We start from the raw sequence: 24,607 nt of genomic DNA on the forward strand, positions 1-24,607 counted from the left end.
CCGCTCCGGCGGCTCAGGCCGTCGCGTCCTGTCCCTCGGTGAATTCCCGCCAGAGGAGGACCAGGGCGGCCATCACGGCCGGCCCGAGGAACAGGCCGAGGAGCCCGAAGGTCTCGACGCCGCCGAGGATGCCGAGGAGCACCCACAGGAAGGGCAACTTGGTCGTGCCGCCGATCAGCGCCGGGCGGATGAAGTGGTCGGCCACGAAAGTCACGACGAGGCCCGCCGCCGCCACCACGAGAGCCGCCGTCACCGACCCGGCCGCCACCAGGAGGAGCGCCGCGATCGCGATGGCCACGGCGGCGCCGAACGGGATCATCGCCGCCACCGCCGTGAAGGCGCCGAGCAGGACCGGGTGGGGCACGCCCGCGAAGTGGTAGACGATCCCGAGCACGAAGCCCTCGCCGAGGCCGACCAGCACCAGCCCGTCGACCGTGCCGTGCACGGAGGCCACCATCTGGCGGGCGACGCGCTCGCCGCGCGGCCCGAACAGCCGGTGGCAGGCGGTGAGCGACTGCTCCCGCACCGTCCGCCAGTCGCGGAACAGGAAGAACAGCGCCACGAGGCTGAAGCCGAACAGGACGATGCGGTGCAGCACCTCGCGGCCGACATTGCGGGAGGCCCCGAGCACCGAGTGGTTCTCGAACCGGCGCAGCAGGTCGGAGCCCGCCTGCGCGTGGCCGAGATTGTCGTTCCACCACGCGGTCGCCTGCGCGGCGCCGTAGGGCAGGTGCTGCAGGAATTCCGGCGCCGGCACCCCGTTCGCCTCGGCGTTCCGAACGAACTCGGCCACGTCGTGGGCCTCGCGGGCGGCCTGGATGCCGAGGATCGCGAGCGGCGCCAGGAAGACCAGCGCCACGGCCGCGGTCATCAGCGTGGGCAGGAGGATGTTGTGCTTGCCCGGCGGGAAACGGTGCTCGAGCCGCTGGTAGACAGGCCAGAGGGCGATCGCCAGGACCACCGCCCAGGCGAGCGCCGGCAGGAACTCGTGCAGGATCCAGAGGCCGAGCGCCGTCAGGGTCAGGACCAGCAGGACCCGGGCCGCTCCCTGGGAGCGCGCGCGCTCCTGCGGCGGCAGGGGCGGCGTCTCGACGCGCGCCGGCGGGGCGGCGGGCTTGGTGATCGGTGGCATCCGTCTGGTCTCCTGAGGACGCGCCTCGTCTCGCCGTCAAGCTAGGGCCGGCGCGTCCGGAGCGTACGCGCGTCCCCGCAGCCGGCGGCGCACGCCTGTGGACAGGCGCTGAAACGCCGGGGAAGCGCCGCGGTTGCCGCTTCTGACACCCTCGTGTAGAGGTCGCCGCCATTCGACCGGGCCGCGTTCCAGGCCCCGTCCACGCGTCGGGCGGCCGCCCGGGCGGCGAGGGGGCTCCCGCACGACCGATCCGGAACTCGAACAGCCCGCGAGAAGACATGTCCGACGAGCCCGCCCACGGCAGCGCCACCTTCGAGCGCGTGGCCGACATCATTGCCGAGACCGCCGACATCCCGCGGGACAAGATCACGCCCGAGAGTCACGCCATCGACGACCTCGGCATCGACAGCCTCGCCTTCCTCGACATCGCCTTCGCGGTCGACAAGGCCTTCGGGATTAAGCTGCCACTCGAGCGGTGGACCCAGGAGGTCAACGAGGGCAAGGTCCCGGCCGAGGAGTACTTCGTCCTCAAGAACCTGTGCGCGCGCATCGACGGCCTCGTGGCCGAGAAGGCCGCCAAGGTCTGAACCGAGGCCGATCCGACCCGTCATGCGCCTCGAATACTTCGAGATGATCGACTCCGTGCGGCTCCTCGACAGGGCCGCCGGCCGCATCGAGGCGCTCGCCCGGGTGCCGATGGCGAGCCCGGTCTTCGAGGGCCACTTCCCCGGCCACCCCCTCGTGCCGGGGGTCCTCCTGACCGAGACGATGGCCCAGGCCTCCGGGTATCTCGTACTCGCCCATCTCGACTTCGCCCGGATGCCGTTCCTCACCGGGGTCGACAAGGCGCGCTTCCGGTCCTTCGTCGGGCCCGGCGCGGACCTCCTCGTCACGGCCACCCTCGAGCACGACGGCTCGGGCTACGCGGTCACCAGGGCGGCGATCAGCCACGACGGCAAGGCGCTGTGCGACGCGGAACTCCGCTTCCGCACCATGCCGTTCCCGGACGGACTCGACGCGCCGATGCGCGAGCGCGCGCGGACCATCGGCCTGCTCCCCGATCCGGCTCCGGCCGAACGCGAGCCCTGAGCCAGCCATGAGCCAGCCATGAGCCGCCCCGTCGTCGTCACAGGCCTCGGCCTCGTCTCTTGCGCGGGCGAGGGCGTCGACGCCCACCTGGCCGCCCTCGCCGGGGAGGCGGCCCCGCGCACCGACAGCGAGACCTTCGCGCCCTATCCGGTCCATCCGGCCCCGGCGATCGTCTGGGACGGCCAGATCCCCAAGCGCAGCGACCAGCGCCAGATGGAGGCGTGGCAGCGGCTCGGCGTCTACGCCGCCGGCCTCGCGCTCGACGCGGCGGGCGTGAAGGACGACGCCGCCTTCAAGCAGGCGCTTCACCTCGTCGTGGCCGCGGGCGGCGGCGAGCGCGACTACGCGGCGGACGGAGCGATCCTGACCGGCCTGCGCGACGCCGCCGATCCGGGCGCCTACCTGAACGAGCGGCTCCAGAACGATCTCCGCCCGACCCTGTTCCTCGCCCAGCTCTCGAACCTGCTCGCCGGCAACATCGCCATCGTGCACGGGGTGACGGGCGCCTCGCGCACGTTCATGGGTGAGGAATCCGCCGGGGTCGACGCCCTGCGGATCGCCCAGGCGCGGGTGGCGTCGGGCCAGATCGACGCGATTCTGGTCGGCGGCTCCTACAGCGCAGAGCGGCCGGACGTTCTGGTGATCCACGAGATGGGCGGCTACCTCGCCCGCGACGCCTACCGCCCGGTCTTCGCGCGGGGCGAGTCCGGTGGCGGAGCGGGCGGGTTCATCCTCGGGAGTTGCGCGGCCTTCCTGATGCTCGAATCCGCCGCTCACGCCGCGGCGCGCGGCGCCCGCGCCCTGGCCCGGCTGGAGCCGGTGGCGAGCGATCGGACCCGGCGCGCGCCGGGCAGTGTCGCCGGCAACCTCGAGACGCTCTGGCGACAGGCCGGCCTCTCGGCTCCCGACACCGTCCTCTCCGGCGCTACCGGGGTGGCCCCGATCACCGCGGAGGAGCGCGGCGCGCTGGCGCGGCTCGCACCGGGCGCGCGCCTGCGCGCCCTCGGGGACGTGATCGGGCACGGGCTCGAAGTGGCGGCGCCGTTCGGGGCGGCCCTCGCCGCCGCCCTCGTCGCCGCCGGCGGTGCGCGCGAGGTCGCCGTGACGGCCGTCGGCCACCGGCGCGGCGAAGGGATCCTGCGCCTCGTCCCGGCCTGAGCGAACCCGCGTCACGGGGCGCATGTCGGCCGCGTCCGATCGTCCGGTCGGCAGCACAGCTTTCGCGCGGATGCGCCGTATTGAAATCCCTTATCCCGTTGTTCAAGCGACCGTTCCGGCGCCGCTCAACCGGAATTTCCGGAAAGAGTTTCCCGCATCGCTGCGGCGCTGGCCGAGGGAAATATTTCTCTGCGCTTGCCAAAGAACCGCCGGCGGTCTACTTCTACCGCATCGGCACGTGTCCGGATATCTTGGACCGTTACGCCTTCGCAGGGCGGTTCTGACTTTCCTATCGCTATCGGTCGATGCCGGCGCCCCCTCGTTCGGGCGGGTGCCATCTCTCACTATGCCTGCGAAGATCAAGGACTTCCATGAGCACCGGAACCGTCAAGTGGTTCAACGAGACCAAGGGCTACGGCTTCATCCAGCCGGATGACGGCGGCAAGGACGTGTTCGTCCACATCTCGGCCGTCGAGCGCGCCGGCCTGCGCGGCCTGAACGAGGGCCAGAAGGTCACGTACGAGCTGGAGACCGACCGTCGCAGCGGCAAGCAGTCCGCCGGTCAGCTCCAGACGGCCTGATCGCCGTCCTCAGCGTTTCTCCGGAAGCCGCTCCTCTGGGAGCGGCTTCTTCGTATCTGCCATCGTGTTTCTAACCCCCCTCTGCGGGTGACGGCCTTCGCCGCACCCGATCCAGGAGTGTCTGTGAGCTTTTTGAACAAGCAGGGTGTCGCCGATCGCCTCGAGACCGCCGCCAAGGCGCGCTCCGAGATGCTGGCCCGGTTCCGGGCCCGCCCGTCCGCCGACGACCCGGCCGTCCTCGCCCGCCAATCCGCCCGCCGCGCTGTGGTCGATGCCCGCGAAGTCCGCGCTGCCGAGCGCGCCGCCCAGCGTCAGGCCGAGATCGAGCGCGCCGCCGCCCTCGCCGAGGCGGAACGCCTCGCCGAGATCGAGCGCAAGCACGCCGAGCAGCTGGCCGCCCAGGAGCGCGCCAAGGTCCTGCAGGCCGAGCAGAAGGCCCAGCGCGACGCGCGCTATCTCGCCCGCAAGGCGAAGGCTCAGAAGAAGCGCTGAGGCGCGTTCCGCAGCGATGCCCGTCCAGGAGCTCGGCATGTCCCACAAGTTCAAGGTCGGCGAGCGCGTCTGCCGCTCCCGCCTGGGCATCCCGGGCGAGACGGGCGAGGCCGAGGTGTTCGAGATCCTGCGGCTGATGCCGGCGGATCAGACCGGCGAGCCGAGCTATCGGATCCGGACGAAGACCGGCGAGCGGGCGATCCGCGAGGGTGATCTCGTCGCCGCCCCGCAGGCCTGATCCGGACGCCTCAGAGCGTCCGGAACATCACCAGCGCGTCGACCGGCCCGAGCGTCGGGTGCCGGAAGGCGCCCGGCAGCCGGCCGACCACGTCGAAGCCGAAGCTCTCCCAGAGCCGGACGGCCCGGGCGTTGGTGCTCACTACGAAGTTGAACTGCATCGCCGCGAAGCCCCGCGCCCGCGCCCGATCGAGGGCGTGCGCGCACATGGCCCGCGCGACCCCGCGGCCGAGGGCGGCCGCTCCCGTCATGAAGCCGCAATTGGCGACATGGGCGCCTCCGCCAGCCTGGTTCGCGCGCAGGTAATACGTGCCGAGCACCGTCCCCGCCTCCTCGGCCACGAAGGTCTCGCGGTCGGGGCCGGTCCAGTACGCGAGGGCCTCGGCCTCGCCGAGGTCGCGGTCCAGCGCGTAGGTCTCACCGGCCCGGATGGTCGGCACGATGATGCCGGTGATGGCCGCGTGGTCGGCCGCCTGCGCGGCCCGGATGTGCAGACTCACCCGAATTGCTCCCGCAGGATGCGCTCGTCGAGGCTGTGGCCGGGATCGTGCAGCAGCACGAGCTCGGTGGCGCGGTCGAGGGACGTCTCCACCGTGCAGACCCGGCGGAACTCCGTGTGGTCGGCCACCGCCGCGACCGGGCGGTGGGGGGCGTCGAGGACGTCGATCCGGATCCGGGCGTAGTCCGGCAGAAGTGCGCCGCGCCAGCGCCGGGGGCGGAAGGCCGAGATCGGTGTCAGCGCCAGAAGCTTGGCGTCGAGCGGTAGGATCGGTCCCCCGACCGACAGGTTGTAGGCCGTGGAGCCCGCCGCGGTGGCGACGAGCACGCCGTCGGCGATCAGCAGGTCGAGCCGGACATTGCCGTCGACGGCGATCTTCAGCTTGGCGGTCTGGTGGGTCTGGCGCAGCAGGTAGACCTCGTTGATCGCCCGCGCCCGGTGGGATCGGCCCTCCGTGTCGAGCACGTCCATCACGAGCGGGTGGATGACGCTGCGCTGGGCGTTCTCCAGATGCTCCAGGAGGTCGTCGTCGCGGAACTCGTTCATCAGGAAGCCGACCGTGCCGCGGTTCATCCCGTAGATCGGCTTCGGGTGGTCCATGAAGCGGTGCAGCACCTGGAGCATCAGGCCGTCACCGCCCAGGGCCACGACGACGTCGGCCTCCTCGGGCGGGACGTGGTCGTAGCGCCGCATCAGGGCGGCCGCGGCCTCGCGGGCGTAGCCGGTCGGGCTCGCCACGAAGGCGATCTTCTGGAAACGCGGCATGGATCAGGCGCAGCCGCGCAGGCGCGTCGGGATCGCCTCAGGGTTCACGTCACGGCTCCAGTCTGACGAGCGAACCGCCCGGTTGACGTCCTTGCCCGGCATGCGCCTCACTCCGCGAGCACACGCGCAATTGGAGGCATAGCATGGAGCGTCCGCTCCTCGTCTACACCACCTTTCCCGACCTCGCCTCGGCGCTGAACATCGGCGAGGCGCTGGTCCGCGAGCGACTCATCGCCTGCATCAACGTGCTGCCGGGCATGCAGTCCGTCTACAGCTGGAAGGGTGCGGTGGAGCGCGGTGCCGAGGTCGCCGCCATCCTCAAGAGCCGCGAAGGTCTGGCCGACGCGCTGGCGGTCGCGTTGAAGGCCCGCCACCCCTACGACACGCCGATCATCCTGCATCTGCCGGTCGCCGGAGCGGACGCCGACACGGCCGCCTGGATCCTGGCGGAGACGCAGCCCGGTGAGCCGTTCGAGAACGGGACCCAGGCGGACTGATCCGGCAGACTGCGCCGCGCTGCTTCCCACCCTGACCCTTCCGGCCGGTTCCGGCAGTGTGCCGGACAGGGTCCAGACGGCTGTGGACAAGCGCGCTTTGCCGTCGGTGCGGGCGACACAATGGCTCGTCAGACACTGGTGCCATTGGCGTAGTCGTGGAATCGAACTAAAAAGACATAAATATACGAATCTATGCGAAAAATATCCGATGTTGAATTATGAAACGAGAATTTATACTGAGCGATTGGAGTAGAAGATTGAATTCATCTGGTGTGCTTGGCTAGAAAACCTCCGTGCGTACACCGCACGCGATGCGACGCGGAGGAAAATCATGGGACGTTTCAGGAATGCAGGACGGTTGGGGTTGGTCCTGCTCGCCGCAGTCGCGGGCGCCGTGCATGCGCAAGCGGCCGGGGCGCCGAAGAGCGAGCCGCTGATGACCGTCGCGCCGGCGCCGTCCGGTCCCGCCGGCCTCGCATCGGCCGATCCGCCCGCCTTGCGGTACGGTGTCCTCTATGCCGACGACAAGGGCCACAGCCATGTCCAGTATTGCGACCTGAAGAACTTCATCTTCAAGAGCTACGCGCCTCCGGCAGCGCCGCAATATGTCGGCTTTCCGCCGGGTGAGGTGACGTCGATCAAGTACGCGGTCCTGCCGGTCGGCTATGTCGGCACGTGGCACACGGCGCCGGGTCCCCAATGGGTGATCACCCTGTCGGGCCGCTGGTCCGTGGAGGCTACGGACGGGTCGGTGCTGGAGCAGGGCCCCGGCGAGGTGGAATTCAACGCCGATATGGGATCGACACCGCAGGGGCCTGAGGGCCATGTCGGACACCTGACCCGACAGGTCGGCGACGTGCCGAACGTGCAGCTCATCGTCTCGCTGAAGCCGCAGGTCGGAAAGGCCCGCTCCACCGATCCGTGCCAGCCGTCCCAGCCGTGAAGCACGGCGCGGGCCGGCGACGCTCGTTCCGCCGGCCCGTGCGGGTCAGCCGCCGCTCACCGGATAGCTGCGGCCCTTCCAGGTCGCCGCGCCGGCCCGTTCGCGGCGCAGGAGCACGTTCCACTGGATCGCCAGGGCCACCGCGACCGCCGCGGGGTGGAGCGGGATCGTCGCCCACGGGGCCCGGACCGCGACGGTGACGGCCGTTCGGGTCGCCAGGGACAGGCCGAGGGCCAGGGCGGCCGGGGTCAGGGCGGAGGCCGGCAGCAGCCCGAGCAGACCGGCCAGGACGAGGAGCGGCGGCAGGATCTGGCCGCAGCCGAGGAGCAAGGTCCAGATCGGAAGGGCGCGGGGCGTGGCCATGCCCTCGTGGGCGTTCTTGGAGAAGCCGGCCCAGGCCTGGGCGAAGCCGTCGTACATCCGGCAGGTGGCCAGCGCGGCGGCGGCCACGAGATCCGTCCGGTAGCCCGCGGCCCGGAACAAGCGGGGCAGGCGGACTCCGTCGTGCAGGGAGGTGCGGATCGCGCCGTGGCCACCGGTGGCCGCGTAGGCCCCCCGATCCATCAGGATCAGTTGACCGCAGGCCGCGCCGAGCGACGGGTCGGACAGGCGGCGCATCAGCGGCACGGGCAGGAAGCCGAGGAGCAGGAAGTCGATCATCGGCACCGTCAGCATCTCGCCGACCGTGTCGGTCCGCTGCCGGGGCACGCCGCTGACGAGGGCCGCGCCGGTGCGGCGAGCCTGCGCCGCGAGGGCGGCGGCTGCCACGGCCTCGAGGCGCACATCGGCGTCGATGAACAGCAGGTGATCGCCGCGGGCGAGCCCGGCCATGTGGCTGCAGGCGTGGTTCTTGCCCGTCCATCCGTCGGGCAGGGCCGGCACCGGGACGAGACGCAGGCGCGGGTCGCCGACGGCGCGCACGATCTCGGCGGTCGCGTCGGTGGAATGGTCGTCGCCGACGATCACCTCCACCGGGACCGCGACGCTGGCGAGCGCCGCCCGCACGGTGGCGTCGATGTTGCCGGCCTCGTTGCGCGCCGGGATCAGGATCGAGACGAGGCCGGCCCCGGTCTCCACCACGGGCCGGCGCAGGACCGCGAGATTCACCGCCGCCAGGATGGCCGGCAGGAGGGCGGTGGCGAGGCAGAGGTACGCCAGGGCCGTGAGGATCGAGTCGGTCATCGTCTGCGCCGGCAGGGGAGCGCGCCACGATAGGGGATCGGGCGGGATCTGGCGCGCGCGGGCGGTCTCATCCGGCGCGATCCTGACCGCCCGCGGCGCGGTGCGCCGGATCGAACCGGCGGCCGGAGAGGCGGGCCGACAGGCGCCGCCACAGGTCGTAGAGGCCGCCGACGCCCTTCCGGCCGGAAACCAGCGTGCGGAAGCGTCCGGGCTCCCGGCTGATCACGTCGGCGCTCAGGCGGTCGAGGGTTCGGGTCAGTTCGGATTCCAGGCGCGCGAGGCGCTGATCGCGCGGGAGCGCGGCGAGTTCGGATCCGGCGATCCCCGGCCCGAAGGCCGCGAAGGCTCCCGCGCCGCGCTCGTCCCAGAAGGTGTACTCGACGGCGAGCGGGACGAAGAGCGCGTCGGGGGCGATCTCGGCGAGCCGCGCGACGCCGGGACGCAGGGCCAGCGGCCGCGCGCGGGCATCGGCGAAGCGGCCCTGCGCGGTGATCCAGAGCATGCCGTCGGGGGCTCCGAGGATCGACCGTGCGGCGGCCAGGAACTGCGCCGCCCCGCGCGGGCTGTCGAGGTCGACGCCGAAGGCGCCGATCCGCTCGAAGATGCGGTAGCGTGCCAGCATCGCGGCGTCGAACGGCGCGCGGCTCGCCCGCTCCGGATAGAGCCGGCCGCCCAGCACGATGATCAGCGCGGCGTCCCACCAGGCCGGATGGTTGCAGTAGACCACGATCGCGCCGGGATGGTTCGCGTCAGGCGGCGCGCTCCAGAGGGGCAGCCGCAGGGCGTCGAGGTGGCGGTGCAGGTAGCGCTCGAACCACGCCACCATGAAGGCGCGGATCCGGGGCGAGACCGGGGTCAGGGGGGCGCCGCGCGCGCCTCTCGCGCCCCCCGCACCGGGGGGCGGAGATGGCGGCGTCGCGGTCACGCCGAGGCGCGCAGGGCGCCGCGCGCGTCCTGGTCATGCGCGTCGGCGGCGATCCAGCCCGACATCATCACCATCGGCATGCCGGGCCCCGGATGGGCGGCGCCGCCCGCGAGGTAGAGGCCGCGCACCTGCCGCGACCGGTTGCCGGGCTTGAACGCCCCCATCACGCGCCCGTGGGAGGCGAGGCCGTAGATCGCGCCGTTCAGGACCTTGTAGCGCTCGTGGATGTCCTGCGGCGTGAGGTGGCGCTCGACGACGATACGCTCTTCGAGGTCCGGCATGCCGGCGGTGCGCTTGAGCTTGTCGAGGATCGTGCGGCGGTAGTTCTGGAACAGCGGCCCGTCCGGGCGCCAGTCGTGGTGCGGCCGCAGATACGGCGTGTGCACGAGGACGTAGAGCGCCTCGCCGCCCTCGGGCGCCACGCTCGGATCGGTGGAGGAGGGAGCTGCCAGATAGGCGGTGGGGTCCGGGGCGGGCTCGCCCTTGTTGTAGATGTAGTCGAACTCCTCCTCCGGGTCGCGGGAGAAGACGAAGTCGTGGTGGTTGAGGTGCTCGTAGCGCTTGTTCAGGCCGAGATAGAGCACCACGCCCGAGCAGGCCGGTTCGGGGTTCTTCTTGGCGTAGGCCTTGGCGGCCTCGCCGCCCACGAGCTCGCGGTAAGTGCGGACCGAGTCCATGTTGGAGATCACGGCGTCGTAGGGCGTGACCCCCGCGGCCGTCCGCACGCCCCGGACCGCGCCGTTGGCGGTCTCGATCCCGGTCACCTCGGTGTCGGTCTTGCACGTGGCGCCGAGTTCCTGGGCGAGCTTCGCCAGCCCCTCGGCGACGGCGCGGGTGCCGCCCATCGGGTACCAGACGCCGTCGGCCGTCTGCATGTGGGCGATGGCGCAGAGCACCGCCGGCGCGCCGTAGGGCGAGGAGCCGACATACTGCACGAAGTGGTCGAGCATCTGCGCGAGCCGCGCGTCCTTGACCTTGCCGCGGATCGTCGAGGCCACCGAGGCGTGCATGCGCAGCGACAGCACGTCGCGCAGCGTGCCCGGGTTCATGTTGGCGCGGATGTTGATCGTGTCGAACAGGTCCTCGACCGGCTTCCAGAAGAAGAATTTCTCGGACACGCCGTGAAGATGCTCGGAGATGGTGATGAACTTCTTGTAGCCCTCGCCGGTGCCGGGAGCGAAGCGCTCCATGTCGCCGGCCATCCGCTCGACGTCCTGCATCAGGTCGATGTGGGTTCCGTCGTCGAAGAAGCAGCGCCACTGCGGGTCCAGGCGGCGCAGGTCCATGTAGTCGTGGACCGAGCGGCCGGACTCCGCGAAGATCCGCTCCAGCACCCGGGGCACGGTCAGGATCGTCGGCCCCATGTCGAAGCGGAAGCCGCTCTCGTGGAGTACCGCCGCCTTTCCGCCGAGCCAGCCGTTCTTGTCGTAGACCGTCACGCGGTGGCCCCGCGCGGCGGCGACGCACGCGGCGGCGAGTCCGCCGAGCCCGCTGCCGATGACGGCGACCGTGGAATCCTGGCTCATCCTGCTGGCTGGCTCCCCGGGCCGAGGAAGGCGTGGCCCGCAGAGCGAAGCTAGACCTGGGGCCGGGCGGGTCAACGCGCCACCCGGTCGCGGTCGCCTAGTGGCGGCGCTCGCCTGTGGACAGGCGCGCCAGGAAGTTCCCGATCTCCCGCCGGCGGAGCCCGGCCTCCAGCACCTCGGGCCCGACGCCGTGACGCCAGGCCAGGCGGCGCGCGGTCTCCGGGTCGTGGCCCTGGAGCGTCGCGACTTCGTCGGCATAGGCGGCCACGGCCCGCGAGTTCTCGGCGAGTCCCGCCTCGACGATAGCGGTGTCGCAGAGGCGCAGCATCGCGGCCAACTCGTCGAGGTCGAGCTCGGGATGATACTGCGTCCCCCAGAACCAGCCGCGATCCCGGCGGATCTCGAGGGCCTGGATGCCGAGAACGCGGTTGCCGGCGAGCACGCGGGCGCCCGGGGGCGGCTCTAGGACGGCGTCGGAGTGGATCGCCGGGGCGTCCCAGGTCGCCGGCCGTCCGGCGAGCAGAGGGTGAGTCCGGCCCTCCTCGGTCGGGGTGATCGCCCGGGCGAAGCCGTATTCCGGCCCGCGGGGATTCTCGGCGGCGCGCCCGCCCGCCACCGTGGCGGCGACCTGCACGCCCCAGCACGAGCCGAAGACGGCGCGCCCGGCCTCGAAGGCCGCGCGCATCAGGTCGAGCTGCCGGTTCACGGCCGGCGTGCCCTCCGAGACCTTGAGGGTCGAGCCGGTGAAGATCAGGCCATCGAACTCCGCGAGACCCGCCGGCAGGGCCGCGTCGGCGTCGGCGGCGTTGACGTGCCGGCAGACGGAGCCCGGCGCGAGGTCCCGCACCACCGCCGCGTAGGACTCGGCCGAGGTTCGTCCGGTGGCCGCGACGTGGCGGTCGCGGGCGGCGCGATCGTTGCCGTCGGCGATGAGCAGGCGGAGCATGCGGGATACCGGGGAGCGCGGCCGTAGCGGAGGCGCCTCTATGTCGGTGCGCACCGCGTCGCAGGAACGGCGCGGATCGTCGCGGGAGGCGAGCGCTGAAATCGGGCCCGACTCCTCCAAACGGGTGATGCGCCCCGCGAGGCCGGGTTTACCCCTGCCGTCTCGGACTCCGAGGAACGATCAGCGCGGAGGACAGGATGCCAGATCTCGCCGAGGTGGAGCTCTACTGCGCGGAAGCCCGGGATATCCTCGCTCACGCGGAGAACATCGTTGCCGACCTGGACCGGAGAGGTGCCTGCGAGGGGCACTGCCTGATGGCGAACCAGGGCCTCGCGGCGCTGCGGAACCTCGACCGCATCATCGAGCGGCACCGCAGGCGGCTGGCGTTCCTGGCCCTGCCCAACGCGGTCGGACCGTCCCCACCTCCGTCCCATCCGCGGAAGCGGAACTGGCTGCTCTTCCTCCGGCGGCGCGGCGGGTACGCGGGCCATGGCATCGAGGCGCATTCCTAAGGCTTCCCCGGAGGATCGGGCGAGCCAGGCGAGGCGCGCAGATCCCCGGCTGCCGGCGACGCGGCGGTGCGACGGCCTGTCTAGAACCCTGCTGGTCGGGGTCGTGCTGCTCGTCCTGGGGTTGGCCATCCCGGCCACCGCCCGGCGAGCACCCCCGCCGTTGCACCAGGCGGCCGAGATCGAGGCCCTGGTCAACAGGGCGGCCGACATGCTGGAGGCCGAGGGCGCGCAGGCGTTCGACGCGTTCCGGCGCAAGGGGAGCTCCTGGCGATACGGGGATGTCTACCTGTTCGTCGTCGACCTGCGGGGGATCGTCCTCTTCAACGCCGCCCATCCGAACCGCGAGGGGCACGACCTGCTCCACGAGCGCGACGCCGACGGGAAGCAGTTCCACCACGATTTCATCGACGCCGTCACGCGGTTCGGGTCCGGATGGGTCGACTACATGTTCCCGAAGCCCGGCCAGTCGGCGCCGAGCGTGAAATGGAGCTACGTCTGCGCGACGCGCGTGGCCGGCGTGGAGGCGCTGGTCGGTGCCGGCGTCTACGTGGAGTAGGGCCGTCCGGGTCGGGACGGCGGGCCCTAGGCCGTCCGCCGCGCCGCCAGCGCGAGGGCGAACGCGAGACCGGCCAGGGTCAGCGCCGCCAGGACGCCCAAGGCCGGGGCCGCGGCGGAGAAGCCCTCGCCCAGGGCGCTCTGGTAGGCCTCGATCGCCCAGGCATTGGGGGTGAGCCATCCGGCCTGCTGCAGCCAGGGCGGCATCAGGAACCGCGGGACCATCGAGCCTCCGACCGCCGAGAGCAGCAGCACCCCGAAGGTCGAGGCGAGATGCGCCTGCTGGCGCGAGGCCGCGAGCGCGCAGGCCGCGAGCGCCAGACCGGCCGCCATCGCGGAGACCAGCAGGCAGGCGGCCAGGAAGGCCGGCCAGTGCGGACCGATCTCGACGCCGTAGAGAAGCGCGGCGGCCAGGAAGATCAGTCCGGCCTGGACGAACCCCTGCAGCGTCAGGAAGGCGAACTTTCCGAGCACCACGACGGGCAATCCACCCGGCCCGGCCATCAGCCGCTCGGTGAGGCCCGTCTCGCGCTCCTCGACCAGGGACATGGCGCCCTGCATGGCGGCGAAGAGCAGGAACACCGCGGTGATCGCGCCGGCGTAGTAGCTCACCCGGGCATTGGCGGTCCCGGACGCGGTGCTGCGGCGCTCCACCAGGGAGGCGAAGCTGAACGGTTCCTTCTTGGCACGCTGCTCGGCGAAGGCCTCGTCGAGGAACCGGCGCTCGTCTGGACCGATCTTGCCCGTGCGCTCGACGTCGGCGACGACCCGCGACAGGACCACGTCGGGCAGCGCCTCGTTCAGGACCCGCTGGAGCTGGCCGAGGGCGATCGGTGTCGCCAGCGCCTTGGCGGGGTTCTCGACCAGCACCACCGGCTGGTCCGCGGAACCGGGCGCGGCCTCAGCAGGGGCGGCGATCAGGTCTCCGCGCAGGACCAGCGCCACGTCGACCTCGCCGGCCCGCACCGCCTGCGCTACGGCGTCGATGTCGGTCGCGGGCAGCCGCGTCACGCGGAGCGAGGGATCGGCCGCGAGCGCGTCGGCGAGGCGCTGTGTCGCCGCGGTGTGGACGAGGTCGGCCAAGCCGAGATGGATGCGGATCCGGTCGCCGATCGCCCCGGAGAAGATCGCCGCGAAGATCGAGAAGATCACGGTCGGCAGCACGAAGGCCATCACCAGCGCGGCCCGGTCGCGCAGGAGGGTCAGGAGCATCACCCGGAAGGCGGCAGCGATCATCCGGCGGCCCCGACCCGGAGCGGGGTGGCTTCGGGATCCGTCAGTTCCCGCGGGCGGAGGGCGTCGAGATAGAGCGTCTCCAGCCGCGGCGCCCGCACCCGGATCTCGGCCACCGGAACGTTCTGGGCGCGCAGGGCGCCGAGCAGTGCCGCGCCGTCGAGGCCGGCCCGTTCGACCGACCGCCAGACGAGGCCGCCAGCCTCGGCGGGCACGAAGCCGGCCCGGCGCAGCACGCCCTCTGCCTGTCCCGTCACCGGGCCGGTGAGGCTCAGCTCCCGCTCGGGCGCGCCCGTGCGCAACTGCGCGAGTAGGTCGGCGAGACGGCCGGCACGCACGACTCGGCCCTGGGCCAGGAACGCTACCCGGGAGGCGAGGCGTTCCGCCTCGGCGAAATCGTGGGTGGCAATCAGGATCGCGGTGCCGGCGGCCTTCAGGCGGTCGAGCACCGCGTGGATCGCGGCCCGCGCTGCGAGGTCGACGCCGCTGGTCGGCTCGTCGAGGAGCACCAGCCGGGGCCGGTTCATAAGGCTCGCGGCGATGTTCACCCGGCGCCGGTACCCGCCCGACAGGACGCCGACCGGGCGCCGAGCCACGTCGCCGATGTCGGCCATGGCCAGGGCGGCCTCCACGGCCGCCTTCCGGTCGCGGCGGGCAACCCCCGCCAGCTGCCCGAACACGCCGAGATTTTCCGACACCGTCAGCCGCGGGTAGAGGGCGATCTCCTGCGGCACCCATCCGATGGCGCGTCGGGCCTGTCCCGCGCGGTACGGGTCCGCTCCGGCCACGCGCACCGATCCCGCACTCGGGGCGAGGCGCCCCGCCACGAGGCGCATCAGCGAGGACTTACCGGCCCCGTTCGGTCCGAGCAGCGCCAGGGTGTCGCCAGTGCCGAGGTCGAGATCGATCTGATCCAGCACCCGTCGGCCGCGGAAGTCGAGGCCGACGCCCGCGAGCCGGACGAGGGGGGCGTCCATCGGTTCACCGACCCGGCAGGGCACGGCCGAGGCGCACCCGCACGGCGGCGCCGGGCTCCCGGAGGGCGAAGGCCGCCTCGGCGAAATCGGGTCGCGCCCGCCGCCCGACGGCCCCCGAGAAGCCGTAGGGCTCCAGCGGCAGTCCGAGGCCGGTCCGGTCGAGGCGCCCGTTGCCGTTGGCGTCCTGGTAGGCCGCCACCGCGTAGGTGCCCGGCGGGACATCTAGGAAGGTGAACCGCGCCCGGTCGGCGGTGGCCGGCGCGTCGTCGCCGCGCAGGCACGACGTCTCCGAGAGGCCGCCCTGGCAGAGGGCGACGCGCACCTGGCCGCCCCCGGGCTCGATGCCGTCGACCTCGACCTGCACCGCGGCGGCCCAGGCGGGCAGGGTCGCGGCGCAGAACCAGGCCGCCACGGCAACCGTCACGCGTCCTCTCGGCCTCCGGAGAAGGCTCCGGTCGGTCGCCGCGCTCACGAGGCCTCGCTGGAGGTGGCCAGCGGGGCGGTGTCGGGGATGCCGGCCGCGGCGGCGGCGCGGGCACCGGCAAGCTCCTCGATCAGCAGCCGGGCCGAGATGCGGGCTCCCTCGTAGATCACCGGCAGGCCGGAGCCCGGATGGGTGCCGCCACCGACGATGTAGAGCCCCGGTCCGAAACGATTGTGCGGCCGGAAATACAGCATCTGCATCAGGTCGTGGGCGAGGTTGAAGGTGGCGCCTTCGTGGACGGCGAAATCCTCCTCCCACTGGGTCGGGTCGATGATCCGCTCGTAACGGATGCGGGACTCGAGATCGTCGATTCCGAGGAGCTTCAGCCGTTCCAGGATCAGGGCGCGGTAGGTCTCCCGCATCGCCGCCCAGTCGATCCCCGCCTTCAGGTTGGGCACCGGCACCAGCACGTAGAGGGCCGTGTGTCCGGGCGGCGCCATCCCGCCATCCGTGTAGCCCGCGTGCTGCACGTACAGGGACGGCTGCATCGGCAGCGTGCCCTCCGTGATCTCGCGGATGTTCTTCTCGTAGCCGTCGGCCAGGAGGATCGTATGATGCCCGAGGCTGTCGGGCATTTTCCCCTCGAGGCCGAGATACAGCATGAAGGTCGAGCAGGAGAGCCGAGCCTTCCGGATCTTGGCGTCGCGCCAACGCGGCCGGTGCCGCTCCGGGACGAGGGCGCGCACGACCTTCGCGAAGTCACCGTTGATCAGCACCGCGTCGGCGTTGAAAGTCTCGCCGTCCGCTACCAAACCGGTGGCGCGCTTGCCGTCGAACAGCACCTCCTCGACGTTGCTGTTGAGCCGGAGGTCCACGCCCATGCGACCGGCCAAGCCCGCCATCGCCTCGGAGACGGCGCCGCAGCCGCCCACCGGGTGATAGACCCCGTGCTCGTATTCGAGGAACGACAGGATGGTGAACAGGCTCGGGCACCGGAACGGCGACATGCCGAGATACTTGGTCTGGAACGAGAAGGCGAGGCGCACCCGCGGGTCGGCGAAGTGGCGCTTGAGGTCTCGGTCCACGCTCCGGCCCGGATGCAGGTAGGGCAGGGCGGCCAGCATGGCCGGGCTCGCCATGCTGCGCAGGGTGTGGAAGGCCTGTTCCAGGACCGGCTTGAAGTAGTTCAGCTTGGTCCGGTTCTCGGAGAAGAAGGCCTTGACGTTCTTGGCGTCGTCCGGCGCGAGGCGGGCGATCTCGCGCTCCAGGCGCTCGACGTCGCCGGTCGCGCGGATCGTTCCCGAGATCCCCTCCGCGCCCTCGAACACGAGGTGGTACTGCGGGTCGAGCCGCTCGAGCTTGACATGATCTTCCAGCCGCTCGCCGCAGCTCGCGAAAATATCCGCAAGAATCTGTGGATAGAGGAAGAACGTCGGGCCGATATCGAATCGGTAACCGCCGGGAGCCTCGACGGTCTTCGTCCGACCCCCGACCTGCGGGTCCTTCTCGAAGATGGTGACGTGGATCCCGGCCCGCGCGAGCAGCAGGGCGGCGGCCAGTCCGCCCGGTCCGGCCCCGACCACGGCCACCCGGCGTCCGGTCAGCGCCCGCAACCCATCCCCAGACTGAAGCAACGTCCCCGACTCCTCACAGAATCCCGATACCCCGTGCAGCCAAGCTAGCTTCGCATCATCGCGCGGCAATTGCAGCCGTTTGTCGCGCGCACAACGCTGTATACGATCATACCGTGGATACACATCCGCAAGGTTTCTCGAGGCGAGCCGCGTCGCGGGCCGCCCGTGGCCTCGCCGGCGGCCTCGCCAGCGCCGGATCGCGTGTCGGGCCGTCCTCGGTGGAGCGGGCGCCTCAGCGCTGGCCCAGACGCTCGTACCAGGCGTGGGCCTGGGCGGGCGTCTGCTCGAACGTCCGGGTGCCGTGGGGCCTCCGCGTCTGGCGCCATTCCCGCGGCGTCACCCCGAAACGAGTGCGGAAGGCGCGGCTCAGGTGTGCGGGATCCTTGAAGCCGTGCTCGCTCGCCAGGCGCGCAAGCGCCCGCGTCTCGAGCGGATCCTCCAGGGCGATCCGGATCGCCTCCAACCGTTTCTCCCAGACGCGGTGCATGACGCCGCCGACGTTCTGGAAAGCGCGGTACAGCACGGTCCGCGAGACGCCCGCCCCGTCGGCGAGCCGGTCCGGCGAGAGGTCGGGCGAGGCCAGGTGGAGATCCATCAGGCGCTCGACGAGGGCGACGAAGCCGGCATCCAATTCCGGGCCCTGCAGCACGTCCGAGGCCGCGGACGGATCGAACAGGCGGCGGACGAAACCGGTCAACTCACCCGCGATTGCCGGCTCGTCGTCGGCGGCAGCCGTCGGCAGCCGGCGGTACAGGGCGTGCAGCCGGGCGACGAGCAGACGGTTCCGCTCCCTGTCGAGGAAGATCGGGATCCGCTCGACCGCGCAGTCGGCCAGCAGGCGCCGCGGGATGGTCAGCCCGATCGCGCTGGAGCTCACCCCGCGGGCATCGAGTTCCCGGCCCATATTGGCGGCCATGATCCGGTTGCGCTGCTGCACCACCGGGCTGCCCGCGACGTCCCCGGACAGGCCACCCGACACGTAGAGCATGAACGTGAAGTGATCCGGCGTCGCCGCGGCGTGGCGGCGATCGCGGACCATGTGCTGGGCCGAGAAGACCATCCGGCTGGCGAGGATGTCCCCCAGGACCGTGCAGGACAGGTTCCCGCGCGGCACCGGAGCCCCTTTGATCTGCTCGATCCGAACGATGGGTGCCATCAGATCGCGCCAGGCCGCGAAGGCCTGCGCGGGTTCGAGGGGATCGGTGTTGAAGTGAAGCGTCGGGAGACTCGACATGCGATCCGGCGCGGCGTCGTGACGGTCTTGAGATCTCAGCTTGCGCACACCCGCGCGTGGCGTCGAGATGTCCATGTGTTGCAGGCGGACGATTGTGCGCCGGCCCTGTTCGGCGGCGTCCGCGCGGAGAATACTGAGTTCAGGAAACGGCCGGCCCGGGCGGAGGGAGCTGTCGTCGCGGCGCGTTCACGGCCTGCCGAGGCGCCCCTGGCCGCGCGCGATGGTGTAGAGGGCGACGCCCGCCGCGGTGGCGACGTTGAGCGAGTCGAAGCCGGCGGCCATCGGGATCCGGATCGGACGCGCCCGGGCCAGCGTCGCCGCATCGAGGCCGGGTCCCTCGGTGCCGAGGATCAGGAGCGCGCGCGCCGGGACGTCGAGCGTGTCCAGAGTCTCGGTCGCCCCCGGGCTGAAGGCCAGCGGCTGGAGATCGAGGGTTTCGGCGAGCCGCAGCCAGTCCTGCCCTTCCGGCAGCCGCGCGAAAGGCTGGATCAGGGCGGCCCCTGTGGAGACGCGGATGCTCTTGCGGTAGAGCGGGTCGCAGCTCGCCCCGTCGAGGAGCACGGCGTCGGCCCCGAAGGCCGCCGCGTTGCGGAAGGCGGCGCCGACATTGTCGTGATTGGTCAGGCCCGCGAGGCCGACCACGAGGGCGGGGGCGGGCGGCGGCGGTACGAGGTCGGCCGCGCCGGGCTCCGGCCCGCGCAGGCCGACCGCGAGGACCCCGCGGTGGATCGGGAAGCCCGTCACGGCGCTCATCACCGCCTTCGAGGCGCCGAACACGGGCGGCGGCTCCGCGGCGGCGGCGACGTCGGCGGCGAGTCCGGGCCAGCGCTCAGGCGCGAGGAGGATCGATTCGGCGCGGAAGCGGCTGCGGCGCCCGAGGAGCAGCCGCAGGGTCACCTCGCCCTCGACGATGAAGCGCCCGGCGCGGCCCACGAGGTCGCGCTCGCGCATCCGGGTGTAGGGCTCGAGGCGGGGATCGTCCGGGTCGGCGAGGAGCTCCGGGACCGGAGTCACCTCAGCCCTGGGACCGGTCGGAGCGGTTCGCCAGCGGGTCGGCCTCAGCCTTGGTCGGCACCTTCACCAGGGCCTCGCCGTCGAGGACTGTCTCACCGCCCACCGAGCACTTGCAGGCGAGGCGCGCGCGCCGCCGCTCGGGCATGAGTTCGGCCACCGTCACGGTGACGTCGACGACGTCGCCGATCCGCACCGGGGCGCGGAAGTTCAGGGTCTGGGAGATGTAGACGGCGCCGGGCCCCGGCAGGCGGGTGCCGAGCACCGCCGAGATCAGCCCGGCCGTGTAGAGGCCGTGGGCGATGCGGGTGCCGAACGGCGTGCGCGCGGCGAAGTGCTCGGACAGGTGGATCGGGTTGCGGTCGCCGGTGATCTCGGCGAAGCCCACCACGTCCGAGGAGGCGATGGTCTTCGAGAGGGTCTCCGACAGGCCGACCTCGAGATCCTCGAAATAGAGCACGCGCAGTTCGGGCAGCATGACGCGGCAGACCTCCGGTTCCGGCCGGTCATTCGTCTCGTGCAGCCGGCTCCGGCAACGGCGTCGCACGATCCAGGCGGCGAATCCACCCGGACAAAGGCGTAACGGCGTCGAACTTTCTTGAGCCGCGGACAGGCTTTTCTCAACGGCCGCTCGACAGCGCCGCGCGCGTCGGCGAAGAGGCGTCCCGTGATCGCCGATGATGCGCCCCGGCCCGCGCCGCCCGCCCTCCGCCCGGTCGTCGCCCGCGTGGCGGCGCTCAACCTCGGCTATTTCGGCATCGAGATCGCGGTGGCGCTCGCCATCGGCTCGGTGGCGCTGATCGCCGACAGCCTCGATTTCCTCGAGGACGCGGCGATCAACCTGCTGATCTTCGCGGGTCTCGGCTGGAGCGCGCGCAACCGCGCCCGCCTCGGGACCGCCATGGCGGGGATCCTGCTCCTGCCGGCGCTGGCGGGGGCCTGGGCGGCCTACGGCAAGATCGCAGATTTCACCGCCCCCGCGGCACTGCCCCTGACCCTCGCGGGGCTCGGCGCGCTCGCCGTGAACCTCACCTGCGCGCTCATGCTCGCCCGGCACCGCTCCGGCTCGGGCAGCCTGACCCGGGCGGCCTACCTCTCGGCGCGCAACGACGCCGTCGCCAACCTGGCGATCATCGCCGCCGGCCTGGTGACGGCCCTCCACCCGTCCCCCTGGCCCGACCTCGTGGTGGCGGCCGGGATCGCGATCCTCAACGCCGACTCGGCCGCCGACATCCTCAAGGCCGCCGCGGCCGAGCGCAGAGCCGCGCGGTAGCGGTCCCGAGCGGCGACACGGCAGCGACCATCATGCGCATCTTCCCCATCTCGGACCTGCACCTGGAGCGGCGCCGCCTCGACCGGATCGCGCCGCCCGCGGAGCCGTTCGACCTGCTCGCCTGCCCGGGCGACCTCCACGAGGGACATCCCGAGCGGGGGCTCGCGGCGCTGCTGCACCTCGCGCAGAGACGGCCGATCGTGCTGGTGCCGGGCAACCACGAGCGCTACGCGCCGACCGGGGACCGGCGGACCGCGCCGGAGCTGATCGCCGCCCTCGAGGCCGAGGTCGGTCGCCTCAACCGGCTCGGCGCGCGGATTCATCTGCTCCAGCACGCGCGGAGCTGCGTCATCGACGGTGTCCGCTTCGTCGGCACCACCCTGTGGAGCGACTGGACCCTCGCGGGGCGCTGGCTCGCACCGGACGCGCCGAACCGGCCCGACGATCCGGTGGCCTACGCGGCGTCGCGCATGACCGACCCGGTGACGGGCTCGCGGGAGTATCTCGGCTCGATCCGCAAGGCCGACGGCAGCCCCTGGCAGCCGGCGGACGCGATGGCGGAACACCGGATCGAGCGGGCGGCCCTGCACGCGGCGCTCCGGACCCCGCACGACGGACCGACCGTGGTGGTGACCCATCACCCGGCGAGCCCGCTCGCGGCCGACCGCTTCCGGGACGCGCCCGGCGTCCCCTGGTGGGTGCCGGCCTTCTACGCCAGTACGGCCCTCGACGACCTCGCGGAGGTCGAGCGGCCGGAGCTGTGGATCTCCGGGCATTTCCACGCCGGCCACGACCTGCGCATCGGCCGTTGCCGCTGGATCTCGAACCCGGTGGAGGGCACGACCTACCGCGGCGACTTCGTCGTCGAAGTCGAGGATCCGTGATTTAGTCCTCCCGCCAAGAGAACGGTCTGTCGACGCCGTGCGATCGCGCACGGCTTGGCCGTAACGGCGGGATGCTGTCGGAGTGAACGCCCGTCAAACCCTGATCGGCCCCGAATGACGGGGCTCAGGTTCGGGGTTTTCATGGCCGGATTTAGCCTGACGTCACGTTGGGTCGCGGCGGCGGCTCTCGCCGTCTCGGCCCCGATCGCCGCCGCGTCGACGGCCACGACCGCGCGGGCGGCGTCCGCGGCGCAGCCGGGACAGACGGTCGGCCTGCCGGTGGGCGACCAGCTGCCGGTCGGCCTGTATTTCGTGAACCTGTCGAGCTTCGGCGTGCGCGGCACGCTCCCGCGCGACTCGTCGACCAACGTCAACCTGCCGACCTTCGCGTGGGCGACGCCCTGGGATGTCGCCGGTGCGCGCCTGCAGTTCTTCTTCACCCAGCCGGTCGCGGCGGCGAGCAGCCAGGGCGCGCCCTATCAGAGTGGCGTCGGGCAGCAGCTGCTGGCGGCCCAGCTCGCCTGGGACCTCGGCGGCGACGTCGGCTTCAGCTACCTGTTCGGCGGCTACCTGCCGATCCAGACGCGATTCCTGACGCAGTCGGCCTCGCTGACCCACCGCTTCGCGCTGAGCTACACCGGCCAGGGCTGGAACCTCACGGCGAACCTGCTCTACGGCGTCTTCCTCGACACGCGCTCGCCCAGTGGCACCCTCTATCCGGACTACATGAACCTCGACCTGACCATGACGAAGAAATTCGGTTCCTGGCAGATCGGCGCGGTGGCCTTCGGGTCGACGGACCTTCCTACCGGCGTGGCGAGCTACCGTCCGCAGGGCCAGATCGCGGTGGGCGGTCTCGTCGGCTACAATTTTGGGCCCGTGAACCTGCAGGCCTACCTCACGCACGACGTGGTCGAGCGCAATTACGGCGGCCGCGAGGTCCGCGGCTGGCTGCGCGCGATCGTGCCGCTGTACCAGGACAAGAACGAGGTCGAGCCGGGCCGCACCCTCGTGACGCGGCGGCAGGCCGAGTAGCCGAGCCGGCTGAAACTCTCCGGGCCGGTGTCATCCCTGGCATAGGCCGCGGGGCCGGGCGGGGGGACGTACGAACGGGGCCTCCGAGATCGTCGCATCTCGGAGGCCCCGTTCGTGCGTTCAGGACGGCGCCGCCGATCCGGCGCGGATTCGCGCCCCGACTGACGGGGCGCGGCGGAAGCCTCAGCCGTGCACCAGCACGTTGCGGAACTGCCAGGGATCACTGGTGTCGATGTCCTCCGGGAACAGGCCCGGGCGGTCGGTGAGCGGCGTCCAGTCCGTGTACACGCCCACGACCGGGCCGAGATACGGGGTCTGGACCTCCAGGCAGCGGCGGAAGTCCATCTCGTCGGCCTCGACGATGCCGGCCTCCGGATTCTCCAGGGCCCAGACCATGCCGGCGAGCACCGCCGAGGTCACCTGCAGGCCGGTGGCGTTCTGGTAGGGGGCGACCCGGCGGGTCTCCTCGATGGAGAGCTGCGAGCCGTACCAGTAGGCGTTCTTCGCGTGGCCGTAGACGAGCACGCCGAGCTCGTCGATGCCGTCGACGATCTCGGTCTCGTCGAGGATGTGGTGCTGCTCCTGCACCTGGGCCGCCTTGCCGAACATCTCGTGGAGCGACAGCACGGCGTCGTCGGCCGGGTGGTAGGCGTAGTGGCAGGTCGGCCGGAAGACCGGCTTATCGCCCTCGCGCACCGTGTAGTAGTCGGAGATGGAGATCGCCTCGTTGTGGGTGACGAGGAAGCCGAACTGCGACCCGGCGGTCGGCACCCAGGTGCGCACCCGCGTGTCGGCGCCCGGCTGCAGCAGGTAGATCGCGCAGCGCGACCCCTTCTCCTGCTCGCGGGCGTTGGCGGGCTTCCAGGTCTCGTGCGTCCCCCAGCCGAGCTCGGCCGGCTGGTTGCCCTCGGAGACGAAGCCCTCGACCGACCACGTGTTCACGAAGACGCCCCGCGGCTTCGGATTCTTGGCGCGCTGCGTGTCCCGCTCGGCGATGTGGACGCCCTTCACGCCCAGATCCTTCATCAGGGCGGCCCACTCGGCCTTGGTCTTTGGCTCGGGCCGCTGCAGGCCGGTATCCTGGGCGATGTTCAGGAGCGCCTGCTTGACGAACCACGAGACCATGCCGGGATTGGCGCCGCAGCACGACACGGCCGTGGTGCCGCCGGGCTTCTGCGCGCGGGCGTCGAGGATGTTCTCGCGGAGCGCGTAGTTGGTGCGGTCGCCCTGGCTCTTGGTCTTGTCGAAGTAGAAGCCCGGCCAGGGCTCGGCCACGGTGTCGATGTAGAGGGCGCCGAGCTCGCGGCAGAGCTCCATGATGGCGCGCGAGGAGGTGTCGACCGACAGGTTGACGCAGAAGCCCTGGCCGCCGCCCTCGGTGAGGAGCGGGGTGAGCACGTCGCGGTAGTTCTCCGGCGTCAGGGCCACCTTCTCGAAGCGCAATCCGTGCTTCTCGGCGAGGGACCGATGCGTGTCGACCGGGTCGATCACGGTGAAGCGGGCGCGGTCGTACTCGAAGTGGCGCTCGATGAGCGGGAGGGTGCCGCGGCCGATCGAGCCGAAGCCGATCATCACGATGGGGCCGGTGATCCGGCCATGGATCGGGTGATGGGTCGGCTGGTCGGTCATGCGGGATATCCTCGTCTGGCGGACGCCGGGCGCGTCCGCTCATCTGCTCGCGGGCGGGTTATGGCGCGCGTGTGACAGTGCGGCGACAGGCCCGCGCCGCCGGAGCGGTGCCGGTGCGGTCCAGGGCCCGAGTCGCCTGAAACGCGCTCAATGGCGGCTTGCCCGTCGCCGGTCAACCGCGCCCCCATTACCCTTCGTTAACGCGCCCTCACCGAAACGTCGCGCGAAGTATGA

The 24,607-nt window shown here is 71.6% G+C and carries 28 protein-coding genes; 13 read left to right on the top strand and 15 right to left on the bottom strand.

Features of this window, described 5'->3' with window-relative positions; genetic code table 11:
• Nucleotides 1-13: 13 nt before the first annotated feature.
• Nucleotides 14-1,132, bottom strand: coding sequence for an AI-2E family transporter (locus tag ACLBX8_RS09855; protein WP_447698278.1), 1,119 nt, complete (start codon nt 1,130-1,132; stop codon nt 14-16).
• A gap of 278 nt (nt 1,133-1,410) precedes the next feature.
• On the opposite strand from ACLBX8_RS09855, the gene ACLBX8_RS09860 reads away from it, so the two are divergent.
• The 6 genes from ACLBX8_RS09860 (at nt 1,411) to ACLBX8_RS09885 (ending at nt 4,690) form a co-directional block, all read left to right on the top strand.
• Entirely contained in the window at nt 1,411-1,719 is a 309-nt protein-coding gene (locus tag ACLBX8_RS09860) for an acyl carrier protein (RefSeq protein WP_010683687.1), read from the top strand.
• A 22-nt stretch (nt 1,720-1,741) separates the two neighbouring features.
• Nucleotides 1,742-2,221: a 3-hydroxyacyl-ACP dehydratase FabZ family protein gene (locus ACLBX8_RS09865; RefSeq protein WP_447680813.1), complete on the top strand. Its 480-nt coding sequence runs from the start codon at nt 1,742-1,744 to the stop codon at nt 2,219-2,221.
• A gap of 18 nt (nt 2,222-2,239) precedes the next feature.
• On the top strand, nt 2,240-3,379 hold the full coding sequence (locus tag ACLBX8_RS09870) for a beta-ketoacyl-ACP synthase (protein WP_447698279.1): 1,140 nt from the start codon (nt 2,240-2,242) through the stop codon (nt 3,377-3,379).
• 371 nt (nt 3,380-3,750) lie between these two features.
• A complete protein-coding gene (locus tag ACLBX8_RS09875; protein WP_020090869.1) occupies nt 3,751-3,960 on the top strand; it encodes a cold-shock protein in 210 nt (69 codons plus the stop codon).
• A 123-nt stretch (nt 3,961-4,083) separates the two neighbouring features.
• The gene (locus ACLBX8_RS09880) at nt 4,084-4,452 is read left to right on the top strand and encodes a DUF6481 family protein (RefSeq protein ID WP_447698280.1); all 369 of its coding nucleotides are present in this window, start codon (nt 4,084-4,086) and stop codon (nt 4,450-4,452) included.
• Between the two features lie 37 nt (nt 4,453-4,489).
• Nucleotides 4,490-4,690 carry a hypothetical protein gene (locus ACLBX8_RS09885; RefSeq protein WP_026604574.1) on the top strand — a complete coding sequence of 67 codons (201 nt, stop codon included), beginning with the start codon at nt 4,490-4,492 and terminating at the stop codon, nt 4,688-4,690.
• 10 nt (nt 4,691-4,700) lie between these two features.
• Here ACLBX8_RS09885 and ACLBX8_RS09890 read toward each other — a convergent pair whose 3' ends face one another.
• Nucleotides 4,701-5,183, bottom strand: a complete 483-nt coding sequence (locus tag ACLBX8_RS09890; protein WP_026604573.1) for a GNAT family N-acetyltransferase — start codon at nt 5,181-5,183, stop codon at nt 4,701-4,703.
• 2 nt (nt 5,184-5,185) lie between these two features.
• Nucleotides 5,186-5,953, bottom strand: a complete 768-nt coding sequence (locus ACLBX8_RS09895; protein WP_020090865.1) for an NAD kinase — start codon at nt 5,951-5,953, stop codon at nt 5,186-5,188.
• A 143-nt stretch (nt 5,954-6,096) separates the two neighbouring features.
• Between ACLBX8_RS09895 and cutA the strand changes: the two genes are divergently transcribed.
• Entirely contained in the window at nt 6,097-6,450 is a 354-nt protein-coding gene (cutA, locus tag ACLBX8_RS09900; protein WP_091926487.1) for a divalent-cation tolerance protein CutA, read from the top strand.
• Nucleotides 6,451-6,814: 364 nt separating this feature from the next.
• Nucleotides 6,815-7,393 carry a hypothetical protein gene (locus ACLBX8_RS09905; protein ID WP_244435367.1) on the top strand — a complete coding sequence of 193 codons (579 nt, stop codon included), beginning with the start codon at nt 6,815-6,817 and terminating at the stop codon, nt 7,391-7,393.
• Nucleotides 7,394-7,438: 45 nt separating this feature from the next.
• Here ACLBX8_RS09905 and ACLBX8_RS09910 read toward each other — a convergent pair whose 3' ends face one another.
• The 4 genes from ACLBX8_RS09910 to ACLBX8_RS09925 all read right to left on the bottom strand — a co-directional run bounded on the left by ACLBX8_RS09910 (nt 7,439) and on the right by ACLBX8_RS09925 (nt 11,972).
• Nucleotides 7,439-8,575, bottom strand: coding sequence for a glycosyltransferase (locus ACLBX8_RS09910; protein ID WP_447698282.1), 1,137 nt, complete (start codon nt 8,573-8,575; stop codon nt 7,439-7,441).
• Nucleotides 8,576-8,642: 67 nt separating this feature from the next.
• Nucleotides 8,643-9,401 carry a lysophospholipid acyltransferase family protein gene (locus tag ACLBX8_RS09915; protein WP_447680816.1) on the bottom strand — a complete coding sequence of 253 codons (759 nt, stop codon included), beginning with the start codon at nt 9,399-9,401 and terminating at the stop codon, nt 8,643-8,645.
• Between the two features lie 95 nt (nt 9,402-9,496).
• Nucleotides 9,497-11,026 (bottom strand): phytoene desaturase family protein, encoded by a 1,530-nt coding sequence (locus ACLBX8_RS09920; RefSeq protein WP_132368091.1) that lies wholly within the window; start codon nt 11,024-11,026, stop codon nt 9,497-9,499.
• A gap of 97 nt (nt 11,027-11,123) precedes the next feature.
• Entirely contained in the window at nt 11,124-11,972 is an 849-nt protein-coding gene (locus tag ACLBX8_RS09925; protein ID WP_331300279.1) for a type 1 glutamine amidotransferase, read from the bottom strand.
• A gap of 197 nt (nt 11,973-12,169) precedes the next feature.
• Here ACLBX8_RS09925 and ACLBX8_RS09930 point away from each other — a divergent pair, with 197 nt between their 5' ends.
• The gene (locus ACLBX8_RS09930; RefSeq protein ID WP_447715039.1) at nt 12,170-12,484 is read left to right on the top strand and encodes a hypothetical protein; all 315 of its coding nucleotides are present in this window, start codon (nt 12,170-12,172) and stop codon (nt 12,482-12,484) included.
• Between the two features lie 103 nt (nt 12,485-12,587).
• A complete protein-coding gene (locus ACLBX8_RS09935) occupies nt 12,588-13,040 on the top strand; it encodes a cache domain-containing protein (protein WP_447715040.1) in 453 nt (150 codons plus the stop codon).
• 26 nt (nt 13,041-13,066) lie between these two features.
• On the opposite strand, the gene ACLBX8_RS09940 is transcribed toward ACLBX8_RS09935, so the two are convergent.
• The 7 genes from ACLBX8_RS09940 to croR form a co-directional block, all read right to left on the bottom strand.
• The gene (locus ACLBX8_RS09940; RefSeq protein WP_447715041.1) at nt 13,067-14,275 is read right to left on the bottom strand and encodes an ABC transporter permease; all 1,209 of its coding nucleotides are present in this window, start codon (nt 14,273-14,275) and stop codon (nt 13,067-13,069) included.
• Complete coding sequence (locus ACLBX8_RS09945) at nt 14,272-15,249, bottom strand: ABC transporter ATP-binding protein (protein ID WP_447715042.1); 978 nt, start codon at nt 15,247-15,249, stop codon at nt 14,272-14,274. Before ACLBX8_RS09945 ends, ACLBX8_RS09940 begins: the two co-directional genes overlap by 4 nt.
• Nucleotides 15,250-15,253: 4 nt before the next feature.
• A complete protein-coding gene (locus ACLBX8_RS09950; RefSeq protein ID WP_447715043.1) occupies nt 15,254-15,673 on the bottom strand; it encodes a DUF2141 domain-containing protein in 420 nt (139 codons plus the stop codon).
• Nucleotides 15,674-15,717: 44 nt separating this feature from the next.
• A complete protein-coding gene (gene crtI, locus ACLBX8_RS09955) occupies nt 15,718-17,307 on the bottom strand; it encodes a phytoene desaturase family protein (protein WP_100250553.1) in 1,590 nt (529 codons plus the stop codon).
• 232 nt (nt 17,308-17,539) lie between these two features.
• Nucleotides 17,540-18,541: a helix-turn-helix domain-containing protein gene (locus ACLBX8_RS09960; RefSeq protein WP_447698288.1), complete on the bottom strand. Its 1,002-nt coding sequence runs from the start codon at nt 18,539-18,541 to the stop codon at nt 17,540-17,542.
• Nucleotides 18,542-18,727: 186 nt separating this feature from the next.
• Nucleotides 18,728-19,555, bottom strand: a complete 828-nt coding sequence (locus ACLBX8_RS09965; protein WP_447698289.1) for a TrmH family RNA methyltransferase — start codon at nt 19,553-19,555, stop codon at nt 18,728-18,730.
• A gap of 1 nt (nt 19,556) precedes the next feature.
• The gene (croR, locus tag ACLBX8_RS09970; protein ID WP_020090850.1) at nt 19,557-20,030 is read right to left on the bottom strand and encodes a 3-hydroxybutyryl-CoA dehydratase; all 474 of its coding nucleotides are present in this window, start codon (nt 20,028-20,030) and stop codon (nt 19,557-19,559) included.
• A gap of 189 nt (nt 20,031-20,219) precedes the next feature.
• Here croR and ACLBX8_RS09975 point away from each other — a divergent pair, with 189 nt between their 5' ends.
• The 3 genes from ACLBX8_RS09975 (at nt 20,220) to ACLBX8_RS09985 (ending at nt 22,744) form a co-directional block, all read left to right on the top strand.
• On the top strand, nt 20,220-20,825 hold the full coding sequence (locus ACLBX8_RS09975) for a cation transporter (RefSeq protein ID WP_091676268.1): 606 nt from the start codon (nt 20,220-20,222) through the stop codon (nt 20,823-20,825).
• A 32-nt stretch (nt 20,826-20,857) separates the two neighbouring features.
• On the top strand, nt 20,858-21,709 hold the full coding sequence (locus ACLBX8_RS09980) for a metallophosphoesterase (RefSeq protein ID WP_170862887.1): 852 nt from the start codon (nt 20,858-20,860) through the stop codon (nt 21,707-21,709).
• A gap of 141 nt (nt 21,710-21,850) precedes the next feature.
• Nucleotides 21,851-22,744, top strand: coding sequence for a transporter (locus ACLBX8_RS09985; RefSeq protein ID WP_020090847.1), 894 nt, complete (start codon nt 21,851-21,853; stop codon nt 22,742-22,744).
• 183 nt (nt 22,745-22,927) lie between these two features.
• Here the strand turns inward: ACLBX8_RS09985 and ACLBX8_RS09990 are convergent, their stop codons facing one another.
• Nucleotides 22,928-24,373, bottom strand: a complete 1,446-nt coding sequence (locus tag ACLBX8_RS09990) for a homospermidine synthase (RefSeq protein WP_091676273.1) — start codon at nt 24,371-24,373, stop codon at nt 22,928-22,930.
• Nucleotides 24,374-24,607 lie beyond the last annotated feature (234 nt).

Source organism: Methylobacterium sp. D48H (genome assembly GCF_053345715.1).

Coding starts and splice junctions, on each gene's coding strand:
- ACLBX8_RS09855 (WP_447698278.1), bottom strand. CDS start 1,132: ATGCCACCGATCACCAAGCCCGCCGCCCCGCCGGCGCGCGTCGAGACG.
- ACLBX8_RS09860 (WP_010683687.1), top strand. CDS start 1,411: ATGTCCGACGAGCCCGCCCACGGCAGCGCCACCTTCGAGCGCGTGGCC.
- ACLBX8_RS09865 (WP_447680813.1), top strand. CDS start 1,742: ATGCGCCTCGAATACTTCGAGATGATCGACTCCGTGCGGCTCCTCGAC.
- ACLBX8_RS09870 (WP_447698279.1), top strand. CDS start 2,240: ATGAGCCGCCCCGTCGTCGTCACAGGCCTCGGCCTCGTCTCTTGCGCG.
- ACLBX8_RS09875 (WP_020090869.1), top strand. CDS start 3,751: ATGAGCACCGGAACCGTCAAGTGGTTCAACGAGACCAAGGGCTACGGC.
- ACLBX8_RS09885 (WP_026604574.1), top strand. CDS start 4,490: ATGTCCCACAAGTTCAAGGTCGGCGAGCGCGTCTGCCGCTCCCGCCTG.
- ACLBX8_RS09895 (WP_020090865.1), bottom strand. CDS start 5,953: ATGCCGCGTTTCCAGAAGATCGCCTTCGTGGCGAGCCCGACCGGCTAC.
- cutA (WP_091926487.1), top strand. CDS start 6,097: ATGGAGCGTCCGCTCCTCGTCTACACCACCTTTCCCGACCTCGCCTCG.
- ACLBX8_RS09910 (WP_447698282.1), bottom strand. CDS start 8,575: ATGACCGACTCGATCCTCACGGCCCTGGCGTACCTCTGCCTCGCCACC.
- ACLBX8_RS09915 (WP_447680816.1), bottom strand. CDS start 9,401: ATGGTGGCGTGGTTCGAGCGCTACCTGCACCGCCACCTCGACGCCCTG.
- ACLBX8_RS09920 (WP_132368091.1), bottom strand. CDS start 11,026: ATGAGCCAGGATTCCACGGTCGCCGTCATCGGCAGCGGGCTCGGCGGA.
- ACLBX8_RS09925 (WP_331300279.1), bottom strand. CDS start 11,972: ATGCTCCGCCTGCTCATCGCCGACGGCAACGATCGCGCCGCCCGCGAC.
- ACLBX8_RS09930 (WP_447715039.1), top strand. CDS start 12,170: ATGCCAGATCTCGCCGAGGTGGAGCTCTACTGCGCGGAAGCCCGGGAT.
- ACLBX8_RS09940 (WP_447715041.1), bottom strand. CDS start 14,275: ATGATCGCTGCCGCCTTCCGGGTGATGCTCCTGACCCTCCTGCGCGAC.
- ACLBX8_RS09945 (WP_447715042.1), bottom strand. CDS start 15,249: ATGGACGCCCCCCTCGTCCGGCTCGCGGGCGTCGGCCTCGACTTCCGC.
- ACLBX8_RS09960 (WP_447698288.1), bottom strand. CDS start 18,541: ATGTCGAGTCTCCCGACGCTTCACTTCAACACCGATCCCCTCGAACCC.
- croR (WP_020090850.1), bottom strand. CDS start 20,030: ATGCTGCCCGAACTGCGCGTGCTCTATTTCGAGGATCTCGAGGTCGGC.
- ACLBX8_RS09980 (WP_170862887.1), top strand. CDS start 20,858: ATGCGCATCTTCCCCATCTCGGACCTGCACCTGGAGCGGCGCCGCCTC.
- ACLBX8_RS09985 (WP_020090847.1), top strand. CDS start 21,851: ATGGCCGGATTTAGCCTGACGTCACGTTGGGTCGCGGCGGCGGCTCTC.
- ACLBX8_RS09990 (WP_091676273.1), bottom strand. CDS start 24,373: ATGACCGACCAGCCGACCCATCACCCGATCCATGGCCGGATCACCGGC.